Origin of the sequence: Rhodobacter xanthinilyticus (assembly GCF_001856665.1) — a bacterium.
GTDB lineage: Bacteria > Pseudomonadota > Alphaproteobacteria > Rhodobacterales > Rhodobacteraceae > Rhodobacter > Rhodobacter xanthinilyticus.
The window spans coordinates 1,589,107-1,602,194 of record NZ_CP017781.1; the positions used below are offsets into that span (position 1 = coordinate 1,589,107).

General features: G+C 66.7%; 16 protein-coding genes and 1 tRNA gene. 12 read left to right on the forward strand and 5 right to left on the reverse strand.

The window, feature by feature from the left end; genetic code table 11:
- Positions 1-103 precede the first annotated feature (103 nt).
- From rpsF to LPB142_RS07855, 4 genes are all read left to right on the forward strand, one after another.
- The gene (gene rpsF / locus LPB142_RS07840; protein ID WP_068765175.1) at positions 104-475 is read left to right on the forward strand and encodes a 30S ribosomal protein S6; all 372 of its coding nucleotides are present in this window, start codon (positions 104-106) and stop codon (positions 473-475) included.
- Positions 476-492: 17 nt separating this feature from the next.
- Positions 493-720 carry a 30S ribosomal protein S18 gene (gene rpsR, locus LPB142_RS07845; protein WP_068765176.1) on the forward strand — a complete coding sequence of 76 codons (228 nt, stop codon included), beginning with the start codon at positions 493-495 and terminating at the stop codon, positions 718-720.
- Between the two features lie 11 nt (positions 721-731).
- A complete protein-coding gene (gene rplI / locus LPB142_RS07850; RefSeq protein WP_068765177.1) occupies positions 732-1,304 on the forward strand; it encodes a 50S ribosomal protein L9 in 573 nt (190 codons plus the stop codon).
- 148 nt (positions 1,305-1,452) lie between these two features.
- Complete coding sequence (locus LPB142_RS07855) at positions 1,453-1,764, forward strand: hypothetical protein (RefSeq protein WP_068765178.1); 312 nt, start codon at positions 1,453-1,455, stop codon at positions 1,762-1,764.
- 241 nt (positions 1,765-2,005) lie between these two features.
- On the opposite strand, the gene tig is transcribed toward LPB142_RS07855, so the two are convergent.
- Both tig and LPB142_RS07865 read right to left on the reverse strand, forming a co-directional pair.
- Entirely contained in the window at positions 2,006-3,340 is a 1,335-nt protein-coding gene (gene tig, locus LPB142_RS07860) for a trigger factor (RefSeq protein WP_068765179.1), read from the reverse strand.
- A gap of 141 nt (positions 3,341-3,481) precedes the next feature.
- Positions 3,482-3,565: transfer RNA gene (locus LPB142_RS07865), tRNA-Leu, on the reverse strand.
- A 172-nt stretch (positions 3,566-3,737) separates the two neighbouring features.
- On the opposite strand from LPB142_RS07865, the gene LPB142_RS07870 reads away from it, so the two are divergent.
- Positions 3,738-4,250, forward strand: a complete 513-nt coding sequence (locus LPB142_RS07870) for a Hint domain-containing protein (RefSeq protein ID WP_156894345.1) — start codon at positions 3,738-3,740, stop codon at positions 4,248-4,250.
- A 111-nt stretch (positions 4,251-4,361) separates the two neighbouring features.
- On the opposite strand, the gene LPB142_RS19950 is transcribed toward LPB142_RS07870, so the two are convergent.
- On the reverse strand, positions 4,362-5,219 hold the full coding sequence (locus tag LPB142_RS19950; protein ID WP_071166039.1) for an NAD(P)H-hydrate dehydratase: 858 nt from the start codon (positions 5,217-5,219) through the stop codon (positions 4,362-4,364).
- A gap of 68 nt (positions 5,220-5,287) precedes the next feature.
- Entirely contained in the window at positions 5,288-5,923 is a 636-nt protein-coding gene (locus LPB142_RS19955) for an NAD(P)H-hydrate epimerase (protein ID WP_156894346.1), read from the reverse strand.
- A gap of 174 nt (positions 5,924-6,097) precedes the next feature.
- Between LPB142_RS19955 and LPB142_RS07885 the strand changes: the two genes are divergently transcribed.
- From LPB142_RS07885 to LPB142_RS07900, 4 genes are all read left to right on the forward strand, one after another.
- Positions 6,098-6,436 (forward strand): P-II family nitrogen regulator, encoded by a 339-nt coding sequence (locus LPB142_RS07885; protein ID WP_068765180.1) that lies wholly within the window; start codon positions 6,098-6,100, stop codon positions 6,434-6,436.
- A gap of 64 nt (positions 6,437-6,500) precedes the next feature.
- The gene (gene glnA, locus LPB142_RS07890; RefSeq protein WP_071166041.1) at positions 6,501-7,910 is read left to right on the forward strand and encodes a type I glutamate--ammonia ligase; all 1,410 of its coding nucleotides are present in this window, start codon (positions 6,501-6,503) and stop codon (positions 7,908-7,910) included.
- A gap of 107 nt (positions 7,911-8,017) precedes the next feature.
- Complete coding sequence (locus LPB142_RS07895) at positions 8,018-8,410, forward strand: hypothetical protein (RefSeq protein WP_071166042.1); 393 nt, start codon at positions 8,018-8,020, stop codon at positions 8,408-8,410.
- Positions 8,411-8,573: 163 nt separating this feature from the next.
- Positions 8,574-9,149, forward strand: a complete 576-nt coding sequence (locus tag LPB142_RS07900) for a YceI family protein (protein ID WP_071166043.1) — start codon at positions 8,574-8,576, stop codon at positions 9,147-9,149.
- A 146-nt stretch (positions 9,150-9,295) separates the two neighbouring features.
- On the opposite strand, the gene LPB142_RS07905 is transcribed toward LPB142_RS07900, so the two are convergent.
- Positions 9,296-10,492 (reverse strand): cytochrome b/b6 domain-containing protein, encoded by a 1,197-nt coding sequence (locus LPB142_RS07905; protein WP_071166044.1) that lies wholly within the window; start codon positions 10,490-10,492, stop codon positions 9,296-9,298.
- Positions 10,493-10,802: 310 nt separating this feature from the next.
- On the opposite strand from LPB142_RS07905, the gene fabD reads away from it, so the two are divergent.
- From fabD to LPB142_RS07920, 3 genes are all read left to right on the forward strand, one after another.
- Complete coding sequence (gene fabD / locus LPB142_RS07910) at positions 10,803-11,732, forward strand: ACP S-malonyltransferase (protein WP_071167178.1); 930 nt, start codon at positions 10,803-10,805, stop codon at positions 11,730-11,732.
- 74 nt (positions 11,733-11,806) lie between these two features.
- Positions 11,807-12,544, forward strand: a complete 738-nt coding sequence (gene fabG, locus LPB142_RS07915; protein ID WP_071166045.1) for a 3-oxoacyl-ACP reductase FabG — start codon at positions 11,807-11,809, stop codon at positions 12,542-12,544.
- Between the two features lie 272 nt (positions 12,545-12,816).
- Positions 12,817-13,050: an acyl carrier protein gene (locus tag LPB142_RS07920; RefSeq protein ID WP_068765186.1), complete on the forward strand. Its 234-nt coding sequence runs from the start codon at positions 12,817-12,819 to the stop codon at positions 13,048-13,050.
- Positions 13,051-13,088 lie beyond the last annotated feature (38 nt).

The following is a 13,088-nucleotide window of genomic DNA, read 5'->3' on the forward strand; positions in this document are numbered from 1 at the left end:
CGCGCGGACTTCCGCAGATCAGTAGAACCGGCGGAGCCTCTCGTGGTGGGGCGCGGAAGATCAAGCCCACCTATGAAGCCGCCCGAACATGACAGGAGATCGCATGCCGCTTTACGAGCATGTCCTCATCGCGCGTCAGGACCTGTCCAACGCGCAGGCCGAAGGCCTCGTGGAACACTTCTCGACCGTGCTCGCCGACAATGGCGGCAAGGTCGTTGCCTCGGAATACTGGGGTGTGAAGACCATGGCCTACAAGATCAACAAGAACCGCAAGGGCCACTACGCCTTCCTGAAAACGGATGCCCCCTCGGCCGCCGTGCAGGAGATGGAGCGTCTGGCGCGCCTGCATGACGACGTCATGCGCGTTCTGACCGTCAAGGTCGACGCCCACGAGGACGGCGCCTCGGTTCAGATGCAGAAACGCGACGAGCGCGAAGGCCGCCCCGAGCGCGGCGAGCGCCGCGAGCGCCGTTGATCGAGAGGAGCTAACCCATGGCGAACAAACCGTTTTTCCGTCGTCGCAAGGTCTGCCCGTTCTCGGGCGAGAACGCGCCGAAAATCGACTACAAAGATGTGCGTCTGCTGCAGCGCTACATCTCCGAGCGCGGCAAGATCGTGCCGGCTCGCATCACCGCCGTCTCGGCCAAGAAACAGCGTGAGCTGGCCCGTGCGATCAAACGCGCGCGCTTCCTCGCCCTGCTTCCCTACGCCGTGAAGTAAGGAGAGCGACCATGCAAGTGATCCTTCTGGAACGTGTGGCCAAGCTTGGCCAGATGGGCGAGGTCGTCTCCGTCAAGGACGGTTACGCCCGCAACTTCCTGCTGCCGCAAGGCAAGGCGCTGCGCGCCTCGGACGCCAACATCAAGAGCTTCGAAGCTCGCAAGGCTCAGCTCGAGGCCCGCAACCTCGAGACCAAGAAAGAAGCCGAAGCGCTGGCCGAGAAACTCGCCGGTTCGGTTTTCGTGGTGATTCGTTCGGCCTCGGACGCCGGCGCGCTCTACGGCTCGGTCACGCCCCGTGACGCCGCCGATGCCGCCACCGCCGCGGGCTTCACCGTCGACAAGAAACAAGTCGCGCTCAAGGCTCCGATCAAGGACCTCGGCCTGCACGAAGTTCATGTCGTCCTGCACCCGGAAGTCGACGTCACCGTCGTTCTGAACGTGGCGCGTTCGGCTGAAGAAGCCGAGCTGCAAGCCTCGGGCAAGTCGATCCAGCAACTCGCCGCCGAAGCGGAAGCGGAAGCCGAGTTCGAGATCGCCGAGCTCTTCGACGAAGTCGGCGCGGCCGCCGGCGACGAAGAATAATCTCTCCCCCATCGGGAAGATCGCGCCGCGCCCCTCGGGGCGCGGTTTGCGTTTGGGGGGCGCCAAATCACCCCCGCGGGGCCAAAATCCGGCCCGATTGTTCGGCCAGTCTTGGTGAAAGCCGCGCAAGCCGGCGCCGGAGGGGCCGATGTTCGTGATCCGATTTCTGTTGAGTTTCGTGACCGTCTTTCTGGCGGGGGTCGGGGTTTATGTGATCGACACGCCCGCGCAGGCGCAGCGCGACCTTGCGCGCGGGCTTGCGGGGCTTGGGGGGGCGGCGATGGGCGCGCGCCCGCTCGAGACGCTGGCCGCGGCGGGCGCCGGGGCGGCGCCGCTCTTGGGCGGGGCGGGGGAGGTCTCTGAGGAGGCGGCTCCGGTTCTCAACGCCGAGCGGTTCGCGCCGACCCCCGCGCCCGAGCGCGCCGTGTCGCAAGCGAAATTCCTGCGCCCGCCGAGTTGAGCGGGGAGGGGGCTCCGCCCCCGCCTGCGGCCCCCCGGGATATTTGGACATCGTTGAAGGGCGGCGGCGCGGGGCTGGGCGGGGTGCGCTCAGGGCCAAGAGCTGTCGTGAGGCCGCGGACGGGCTGATGATCGCGGAGCGTCTGACTGTCGGGGCAACGGCGGGGCGGCGGTTCGGGCCGGGGAGGAAAAACGCAAAAGCCGCCCCGAAGGGCGGCTTTCACTATTCGATGGTGGCGAGATTACATCTCGTCGAGGGCTTCGATGGCCTTCTGGAGCTCTTCTTTCGAGACTTCCTTCTCGGTCACTTCGGCGCCGTTCACGACGTAATCGACGACCTTGTCTTCGAAGATCGGCGCGCGCAGTTGCTGTTGCATCTGGGCGTTTTGCTGCACGAATTCGAAGAAGGCGCGTTCCTGGCCCGGGTATTGGCGAGCCTGGTTCAGCACGGCCTGGGTGAACTCGGCGTCGGTCACTTCGATCTCTTGCTTGCGGCCGAGCTCGGCCAGCAGCAGCCCGAGGCGCACGCGGCGCTCGGCGAGGGTCTTGTGCTCTTCGGTCGGTTCGATCGAGCCGTGGTTGTGGCCATGCTCTTCCGGGTGTTCTTCGTGCCAGAGCTGGTGGGCGATCGAATTGGCTTCCGCCTCGACGAGCGAGGGCGGCAGGTCGAATTTCACCTTGCCGTCGAGCTGGTCGAGCAGGCCGCGCTTGAGAACCGCACGGGCGGCGCCCTTGAACTCGGCTTCGAGGCGCTCGGCGATCTGGGCCTTCAGCGCGGCGAGGTCTTCGGCGCCGAATTTCTTGGCCAGTTCGTCATCGATCTCGGCTTCTTTCGCGCCGCGAACTTCCTTCACGGTGCATTTGAAGAGGGCTTCCTTGCCGGCGAGATGGGCGGCGCCATATTGCTCGGGGAAGGTCACCTTGACGTCGACTTCTTCTTCTTCCTTGGCGCCGACGAGCTGGTCCTCGAAGCCGGGGATGAAGGAGCCCGAGCCGAGCACGAGCGGGTAATCCTCGCCCTTGCCGCCCTCGAAGGCCACGCCGTCGACGAAGCCTTCGAAGTCGATCACGACCTGATCGCCTTCTTTCGCCTTCGAGCCCTTGCGGCGCTTTTCGAAGTTCTGCGCGGTCTTGGCGAGGTTCGCCAGCGCTTCGTCGATCTCGGCCTCACCGGCTTTCACCACGAGACGCTCGAGCTTCAGGCCCGAGAGGTCGACTTCCGGGATTTCCGGCAGCGCTTCATAGGAAACGGTGACGATCACGTCATCGCCCGGCTTCCAGGCTTCGCCGCCTTCCATTTCGACCTTCGGCTGCATCGCGGGGCGCACGCCCGCGGTTTCGAAGTGATCCGACATCGCGCCGTCGATCGCTTCTTGCATGGCGTCGCCCATGACGCGGTCGCCATAGGTCTTGCGCAGCATGGCCATCGGAACCTTGCCCTTGCGGAAGCCCTTCATCTCGATTTCGGGCTGGGCTTCGAGAAGTTTCGCGGTGACTTTCTCGTCGAGCTCGGCGGCGGTCAGGGTGATCTTGTAGCCGCGCTTGAGGCCGTCGTTGAGGGTCTCGGTGACCTGCATGGGGGTTCCTCTGTCTGAAGGGCCGCGCATGCGGCGGCCGCGTCCGTGAATTTCAGCCGCCCTTCTATTGGGCGCGCGCCTTGGAGGCAAGGCGAAAAGGCGGCGATCGGGGGGCGGGGGGGCGGAATCTCGGGCGAGGGCTGGTGCGGGTGAAGGGACTTGAACCCCCACGCCTTGCGGCGCCAGAACCTAAATCTGGTGCGTCTACCATTTCGCCACACCCGCAACCTGCGCGGCGTTTTAGCAACCCTCCTCGCCCGGCGATAGGGGGCGCGCGAAAAATCCTCGCCAAGCCGCGGTGTTGGGCTTAGGATGGCCGCTGATGGTTAACAAAGAATTATCCACGCAAAAGCAAGCGCCCGCGAGACGGGCCGAGGCAAGAGAGCAGGAAAACCCGATGGCGAACACGCTTTTGGGGCAGATCGTCGGAGCCTCGCTCCTCGATCCCCGCCCCGACTCCGCGCCCTCGAAAGGGGCGGTCCGCGCTTTGGTGGGGGTGGCACAGGGCACGCAGGTGCTCACGCTCGATGGCGCCCTGCCGGTGGAATTTCTCGCGCCGGGCGACCGGGTGATCACCCGCGCGGGCGCGCGCAGGTTGGTGTCGGTGTCGATGACCGCGGCCTATGGGGCGGCGGTGCGGGTGGCGCCGGGCGCGCTTGGTCATGACCGGCCCGAACAGGCGCTGACTATCGGCGCAGGGACGCAGGTTCTGGTCCGCGACTGGCGGGCGAAGGCGCTTTTCGGGGCGCGCGAGGCCTTGGTGCCGGTGACGCGGCTTGTGGATGGCGAGTTCGTCACGCTGGCCGAGCCGGGGCTTTTGCGGCTTTACGCGCTCGAATTCGATCAGGCCGAGGTCTATTACGCGGACGGTGTCGAGGTGTCCGGGGCGGCGGCGGGCGCGCTTGTCTGAGCGCGCGCGGGGCGGCGATCGGCAAAAAGGGCGTATTTGGACCAAGAAGAAGCGGATGGGTTTCTTCTTGGACTAAATACGCAAATCCTGCCTTTGGGGCCGGGCGCGGCCTCAGAGCTTGAGCGCGCGGAAGACTTTGGGGAGTTCTTCGGGGAGATCTTCGGCGATCAGGCCGGGGCCGAAGCTGCGTGCAGCCTCGACATGGAGCCAGGCGCCGGCGCCGGCGGCGTCAAACGGCGCCATGCCGCGCGCCATCAGCCCGGCGATCAGGCCTGCGAGCACATCACCTGCGCCGGCGGTGGCGAGCCAAGGGGCCGCGCGGGGGCCGGTCGCGTCGTGGAGGGCGGTTTCGCCCCCCGGTTTGGCGATCACGGTTTGCGCGCCCTTGAGCAGCACCACCGCGCCCGTGCGGGCGGCGGCGGCTTCGGTCGCGGCGATGCGGCGTTCGAGCGGCGCCTCGGCGAGGCCCTCGGCCAGATCGGGGAAGAGGCGCGCGAATTCGCCCAGATGCGGGGTCAGCACGGTTTCGGCGTGGAGCGCGTTGAAGAGGAGCTGCGGATCCTCGGCGAAGCTCGAGAGCGCATCGGCATCGAGCACCGTCGGGCGGCGGCCCCAGAGCGCGGCGGGCACCATTTCTTGCGCGCGCGCGAGGCCGAGCCCCGGGCCGAGGCAAAGCGCGCTGAGCCGGCGGTCGGCGAGCATCCCGCGCAGGCTATAGGCATCGGGCAGGGTGCGCAGCATGATCGCGGTGAGTTGCGCGGCATGTTCGGCGAACGCCACCTGCGGCGCGGCGAGGGTGACGAGCCCCGCGCCGACCCGCAGCGCGGCGCGCGCGGCGAGGCGCGCGGCGCCCCCATTCCCCGCGCCCCCCGCGAGCACGAGCACATGGCCGTGGCTGTATTTATGCGCCGCCTCGGGTTTCATCAGCGCCGCGCGCAGGGGTTCGGTCAATTCGATGGGGCGGATCACTTGGGCCTCCGGCGGGGGTGAGGGGCGGGGGCAGTATTCGCCCGATCCCTGAGGATTTGGTTAACGGATTACAGCCCGATGTCCATCACCCGCAGCATCGCCCCCGGGGCGAGGGCCGCATGGGCGGGTTTGGCGCGGTGGAAGGTCACGATCAGATCGGCGGGGCAGGCGGGCCAGGCCGCGGCCTCGGGGCGGGCATCGGCCTCGCGGCCCGAGGGCAGATCGACCGCGACCACCGGCGCGCCGCAGGCCCCGAGCGCGGCGAAGAGCGGCGCGAAGATCTCGAGCGGGCGGCTCAGCCCGATCCCGAAGAGCGCGTCGATGACGAGATCGGGGGCGGGGGAGAGCGGCGGCGGCGCGGCCGGGTCGAGGGGCAGCACCGGGCCGAGTTCGGCCCAGCGATCATGGTTGACGCGGGCATCGGGCGGCTGCGTTTCGACGCGTCCGAAAAAGCGCACTGTCACCTGCCAGCCGCGCGCGGCGAGGAGGCGCGCCACCACGAAGCCGTCGCCGCCGTTATTGCCGGGCCCGCAGAGCACGAGGGCGTGGCCGGGGGCGGCGGCGCGCGCGGGCCAGGTCTCGAAAATCGCGGTGATCGTGGCCGCGCCCGCGCGCTCCATCAGCGCAAGGCCCGTCACCCGGCCCGCAGCGATCGCCGCGGCTTCGGTGGCGCGCATTTGGGCGGAGGTGAGGGTTTCTGCCATTTTGCTGCTCGAATCGTTTTCACTTTGCCCGCTGCGCGTGCTAACTGCACAAAATGTAGGCATCATATAGGGAATCCCGGGGCGCTTGGACCCCCCGCCAGCCTAGTCGATTGCGGGCTGGTAAGGAACATGGTCAGAGGGTTTCGGCAAGACCTCAAGGGGGGAGTCGACCGGATGAAAAAGGTTGAAGCGATCATCAAGCCGTTCAAGCTCGATGAAGTGAAGGAAGCTCTGCAAGAAGCGGGGATCCAGGGGCTTTCGGTGATCGAAGTGAAGGGCTTCGGGCGTCAGAAAGGCCATACCGAGCTCTACCGCGGCGCCGAATATGTCGTCGACTTCCTGCCGAAGGTGAAAATCGAGATGGTTCTGCCCGACGAGATGGTCGAGGCCGCGATCGAGGCGATCACCTCCGCGGCGCGCACCGAGAAGATCGGCGATGGCAAGATCTTCGTCTCGCCCGTGGAACAGGCGATCCGTATCCGCACCGGCGAAACCGGCGACGACGCCGTCTGAGCCGCACCGATTTACGGGCCGTCCGCGGCCCGCAAACCCATGCTCAACGAAAGGGTAAATTGCAATGAGCAAGGTCAAGAAAGCTCTCGAACTGATGAAGGCCGAAGACGTTGAATACGTCGACGTGCGCTTCACCGATCCGCGCGGCAAGCTCCAGCACGTCACGCTGGTCGCCGATCTCGTGGATGAGGATTTCTTCGAGGAAGGCTTCATGTTCGACGGCTCGTCGATCGCCGGCTGGAAATCGATCGATCAGTCCGACATGAAACTGATCCCGGATGCGAGCTCGGTCTATATCGACCCGTTCTACGCCGAGAAGACCATGTGCGTGCATTGCGACGTGGTCGAGCCCGACACCGGCGAGGCCTATGACCGCTGCCCGCGTCAGATCGCCCACAAGGCGGAAGCCTATCTGAAATCCTCGGGGATCGGTGACACGGCCTATTTCGGCCCGGAAGCTGAATTCTTCATCTTCGACGACGTGCGTTACTCGGTGACCCCGGCGAAAGTGGCCTATCAGATCGACGCGGAAGCGGCGGCCTGGAACACCGATGCCGCGATCGAGATGGGCAACCTCGCCCACCGCGCCGGCCACAAGGGCGGCTACTTCCCGGTGAACCCGGTCGACGAAGCCCAGGATCTGCGCGGCGAGATGCTCTCGACCATGAAGCGCATGGGCATCAAGGTCGACAAGCACCACCACGAAGTGGCGACCTGCCAGCACGAGCTGGGCATGATCTTCGGCGGCCTCGTCGAGCAAGCCGACAATATCCAGAAATACAAATACGTGATCCACAACGTGGCCCACGCCTATGGCAAGACCGTGACCTTCATGCCCAAGCCCATGAAGGGCGACAACGGCTCGGGGATGCACGTGAACATGTCGATCTGGAAAGACGGCAAGCCGCTCTTCGCCGGGGACAAATACGCCGATCTGTCGCAAGAAGCGCTCTACTTCATCGGCGGGATCCTCAAGCACGCCAAGGCGCTCAACGCCCTGACGAACCCCTCGACCAACTCCTACAAGCGTCTGATCCCGGGCTTCGAAGCCCCGGTTCTGCGCGCCTATTCGGCCCGCAACCGCTCGGGTTGCGTCCGTATTCCGTGGACCGAATCGCCGAAGGCGAAACGTGTGGAAGCCCGCTTCCCCGATCCGGCGGCCAATCCCTATCTCGCTTTCGCGGCGCTGATGATGGCGGGCCTCGACGGGATCAAGAACAAGATCGATCCGGGCCCGGCTTCGGACAAGGACCTCTACGACCTGCCGCCGGAAGAGCTGGCCGCGATCCCGACCGTGTGCGGCTCGCTGCGTGAGGCTCTCGAGGCGCTGGAAGCCGATATGGACTTCCTGCTGCAGGGCGACGTCTTCACCAAGGAGATGCTCGAGGCCTACATCGGGCTCAAATGGGAAGAAGTGTATGCCTATGAGCATACGCCGCACCCGGTTGAGTACCAAATGTACTACTCCTGCTGATTTCCTTCGGGATTTCGACGGAAAGGGCGCTCTTCGGGGCGCCCTTTTTGCTTGCGCGGGGGCGGGGGACGGGGTTTCCTCGGGGCTTGGTCTGCGGAGGTGAGGCGATGAAACGGGCGATGGCTGGCGGGATCGTGGGTCTGGCTCTGGCGCTGGCGGGCGGCGCCGGGGCCGAGGAGCGCGCGGCGAGCCGCGGCGCCTTTGGCGGGAGCAGGGTCGATATTGCGGTCCCGCAACCGTCGAAACCCGGCGGGGCGGTGATGGGCGGCGGCGCGGGGCTCGAAGCGGAGCAACGCTTCGATGGCAAGCTCGGCTGGGGCGCGATGAAGGGCTATATCGACGGCCCGCCGATCAGCGAAAGCGCGCCGTTCCTGCCCTTCTGGAAGGGGGAGCCGCCGAAAGCGCCCGCCGCCGCGCCCGCCCAGGCCGCGACCGGCCAGCCGGGCTGCGCGGCGACGGCCTCGGCGACGGGCGCGTCGAGCGGGCGCTGCACGCGGTAAGACGGCGCGGAGCTGGTTCGCGCGGGCGCGGCGCAAGGGTTCTTGCGGGCTCGTGATCTGCGCGGATGCACAGAACCTGTTGGAAACTGTGGAATTGTGCCCTGAGGGCGCAACCCGCATCCTGAGGTGGAACCAAATCCTCACCGCATCAGGAGTTTTCGCGATGAAATCCGTTCTGCTCGCCGCCGGCCTTGCCTTCGGCCTCGCCACCGCCGCCGCCGCCGCGCCCGAGACCTACACGCTCGACCCGAGCCACAGCCAGATCGTGTTCAGCTACAACCACCTCGGCTTCTCGACCACCACCGGCATGTTCTCGGGCTTCGAGGGCACGATCGAGTTTGACGCCGAAGCGCCGGCCAACTCCTCGGTGACCGTGAGCTTCCCGACCGCCTCGCTGATCACCGGCTGGGATGAGCGCACCACCCATTTCCTGACCGCCGATTTCTTCGACGCCCCGGAAAACCCGGAAATCTCGTTCAAATCGACCGCGATCGAAGTGACGGGCGAGAAATCGGGCAAGATCACCGGCGATCTGACGATCAATGGCGTGACGAAGCCGGTGGTGCTTGATGCGGTGATGACCCAGATGGGCGAGCACCCGATGGCGAAGAAGCCCTGGGTCGGCTTCGATGCGACCACCACGGTGAAGCGCTCGGATTTCGACATGGGCATGTTCGCGCCCTATGTTTCGGACGAGGTCGCGATCTCGATCTCGATCGAGGCGCAAAAGGCTGAATAAGCCCAGCCGTCGAGACGAAGAGCGGCCGTCGGGACACCGGCGGCCGTTTTCTTTTGCGTATTTGGACCAAGAAGAAGCGGGCATTTTCTTCTTGGCGAAAATACGCGCGGGGGGTGCGGGGGGCCGCCAGCCCCCCGCTCGGGCGTTCAATTCGCGCGCTGCGCGGTGAGCGCGACATCGACGGTGACGGCAAAGCCCACCGTGCTTTCATCGCCGTAAGCCGCGCCGATCCCGAAGGCGCGCCGATCGAGGATGAGCTGGCCCGTCATCTGCGCGGCCTCACCGCTGATCTCGAGGGTGAAAGGCAGGGTGACGGGCACCGCCGTGCCGCGCAGGGTGAGGGTGCCGGTAGCGTCATGCGCGGGGCCGTCGAGGCGGCGGATCGTTGCGTCGAACCGCGCGCTCGGGTGGGTGGCGGTATCGAAGAACTCCGGGCCGCGCGCCTGATCGGTGACCGAGCCGAGGCTGAGTTGGGTCACGTCGATCTCGACCGTCACGGTGCCGGTGCCGGTCTCGGGGTCGTAGTCGATTGCGGCGGTCCAGGCGGGCAGGGTGCCGCTCACCGGCGCGCCCATTTGCGCGACGGTGAAGGTGAGCGCTCCTTCGGTGACGGTCCAGGCGTGGGCGCTGGTGGGAGCGCTGGCGGCGGGGGCCGGGGCTTGCGCGGGGGCTTCGGGCGCAAGGCGGCCCGAGAGCCCGACCCCGGCGCCGATCACCGCGAGCCAGATCAGCCCGGCGAGCGCGGCGGGCGCGGCGCCGCCATGGCGCGCCGCGGCGGCCCCGGCGCGCGCGCCACGGGTCATCCGCGCCAGCGTCGCGTCGCGGTCGAAGAGCACATGTTTGAGCGCGCCGATGACATGCAGCGCAATCGCCGCATAGAGCAGATTCGCCGAGAGTTTGTGAACGATTTCCGTGGTATGCGAAAGGGTTTCGGAGACCGGCACGAAGGGCAGGCCTTGGCCGAACGGCCAAAGGATCGGCGCAAAGCCGGTGGCGGCGGCATGGCTGATCCAGCCCGAGAGCGGCATCACCAGCATCGCGCCGTAGAGCGCCCAGTGGACGGCTTCGGCGGCGAAGGTCTCGGCGCGCCGCTCGGGGTGGAGGGGGACGGGCTTGGGCTGGGCGAGCGCCCAGAGGATGCGCACGAGAGCGGTGAAGAAGGCCGCGACGCCGATCGTCTTGTGCAGCGAATAGAGGGTCTTGAGGGTGTCGGTATGGGCGGCGTCGCGCGGCAGGTCTTCGCCGTAGAGGCCAAGGCCGATGGCGGTGAGGATCAAAAGCGCGGTCAGCCAATGGAGCGCGCGCGCGGGCAGGCCGTAGCTCTGCGGGGTGTTGGAGATCATCGGGGAGGCCCTTTGAGGAAATGGTCGGGGCGAGTTTACGCGCGGGCGGGCGGGCGGGCCAGCGCGCGATCCGCACAGGGGCTGTGCGCCGGACTGGGGGCGCTGCCCCCTCGGCGCTGCCGCGCCTCACCCCCGGGATATTTTGGCATCGTTGAAGGGGGGCTGTTTCAATGATGGTCAAATATCCCGGCGGGCTGCCGGCACGGCAGCGGGGGCAGCGCCCCCTCATCAGTGGGGCTGCGGCGCGCGCGGGAGTTGTCAGGGCGCTTCCGTCACGTTAGGACGGGGCAAACGAGCGATGGAGGATGGCATGAGCCGTGCATTCGTATTCCCCGGTCAGGGCGCGCAGACGATCGGCATGGGGTGGGCCCTTGCGGAGGCCTATCCGGCGGCGCGGGCGGTCTTCGAGGAGGTCGATGCGGCGCTTGGGCAGAGCCTGAGCGGGTTGATCTGGGAGGGCGATAGTGCCGAGCTGACGCTGACGGCGAATGCGCAGCCGGCGTTGATGGCGACCTCGATCGCGGCGTTGCGGGCGCTCGAGGCGGAGGGCTTCGGGGTGCTGGATGCGGCTTTTGTCGCGGGGCACAGCCTTGGGGAATATTCGGCGCTTTGTGCGGCGGGGAGTTTGAGTGTCGCGGATGCGGCGCGGCTGTTGCGGATCCGTGGCGCGGCGATGCAGGCGGCGGTGCCGGTGGGGGTGGGGGCGATGGCCGCACTTCTGGGGCTTGATTTCGCGGCGGCGGCCGAGGTGGCGGCGGAGGCCGCGCAGGGCGAGATCTGTCAGGCGGCCAATGACAATGACCCCGCGCAGGTGGTGGTTTCGGGGCACAAGGGCGCGGTCGAGCGGGCGGTGGAGATCGCCAAGGCCAAGGGTGCCAAGCGCGCGGTGATGTTGCCGGTCTCGGCGCCGTTCCATTGTGCCTTGATGCAGCCGGCGGCGGAGGCGATGGCCGAGGCTCTGGAGGGCGTCGAGATCAAGGCGCCTGTGGTGCCGGTGGTGGCCAATGTGCGTGCCGCGGCGGTGAGTGAGCCGGAGGTGATCCGCGAGTTGCTCGTGGCGCAGGTGACCGGGTCGGTACGCTGGCGCGAGTCGGTGCAATGGATGGTTGGCGCGGGCGTTGGCGAGTTCTGGGAGATCGGGGCGGGCAAGGCTTTGTCGGGCATGATCAAGCGGATCGCCAAGGACAGTGTGCAGAAGGCGGTTGGCACGCCTGAGGATATTGCGGCGCTGAAAGGGTGAGGGCGGCGGGGGATCCTCCCCCGCACCCCCTGGGATATTTGCGGCAAGATGAAAGCTGCGGGAAGGGCTTTGAGATGTTTGATCTGACTGGGAAAACGGCGCTGGTGACGGGTGCGTCCGGGGGCATTGGCGCCGAGATTGCGCGGGCGTTGCACGCGGCCGGGGCGAAGGTTGCGCTCTCGGGGACGCGGGTTGAGCCGCTCGAGGCTTTGGCGGCGGAGTTGGGCGAGGGCGCGTTTGTGTGCCCTGCGAACCTGTCGGATGCGGCCTCGGTCGAGGCTTTGCCGAAGGCGGCGGCTGCGGCGATGGGCGGGCTCGACATTCTGGTCAACAATGCCGGTATCACGCGCGACAATCTGTTCATGCGGATGTCGGATGACGAATGGCAAAGCGTGATCGATGTGAACCTCAGCTCCGCGTTTCGGTTGATGCGCGGCAGTCTGCGGGGGATGATGAAGGCGCGTTGGGGGCGGATCATCAACATCACCTCGGTGGTCGGCGCGACCGGCAACCCGGGGCAGGGCAATTATGCGGCTGCGAAGGCGGGGCTTGTGGGCATGTCGAAGAGCCTCGCTTATGAGGTGGCGAGCCGCGGGATCACGGTCAATTGCGTGGCGCCCGGGTTCATCGCGACGGCGATGACCGACAAGCTCAATGACGAGCAGAAATCGAAGATCCTGACGCAGATCCCGGCGGGGCGGATGGGCGCGCCCGAGGAGATCGCGGCGGCGGTGCTGTACCTTGCGAGCCCCGAGGCGGGCTATGTCACGGGCGCGACGCTGCATGTCAACGGCGGCATGGCGATGCTCTGAACGGAGGCGGATTGCGCTCTCTTTGGGCGCGGTTCGAACCGTCGGGGCGGAATAGGCCCCGGCGCTGGAATGTGGCCTTCGGGCGCAGTGAAAACACCTTGCCTTGGGGTAAGACTGTGTTATTAGCGGCGGGGAAGGGGCCGGGGGCTGCTCCAGCCTTTCGGCCGTCTCGTGGGAGCCGCGAGACGTGCACATGAACCGCTCGGACGGGGAAAACCCGCGGAGCCAGGAACTAGAGACGGGGCCGAGGCCCTCAAAACTGAGGAAGAAACATGAGCGACATCGCTGATCGTGTGAAGAAGATCGTCGTGGAGCATCTGGGCGTGGAAGAGGACAAGGTCACCGAGACCGCCTCGTTCATCGACGACCTGGGCGCCGACAGCCTCGACACCGTCGAGCTGGTGATGGCTTTCGAAGAAGAATTCGGCATCGAGATCCCGGATGATGCGGCCGAAACCATCCAGACCTTCGGCGACGCGGTGAAATTCATCTCGGAAGCCGTCTGATTTTTTCGGATCGGTAGACTTGCGGCAAGCGGCGCTCC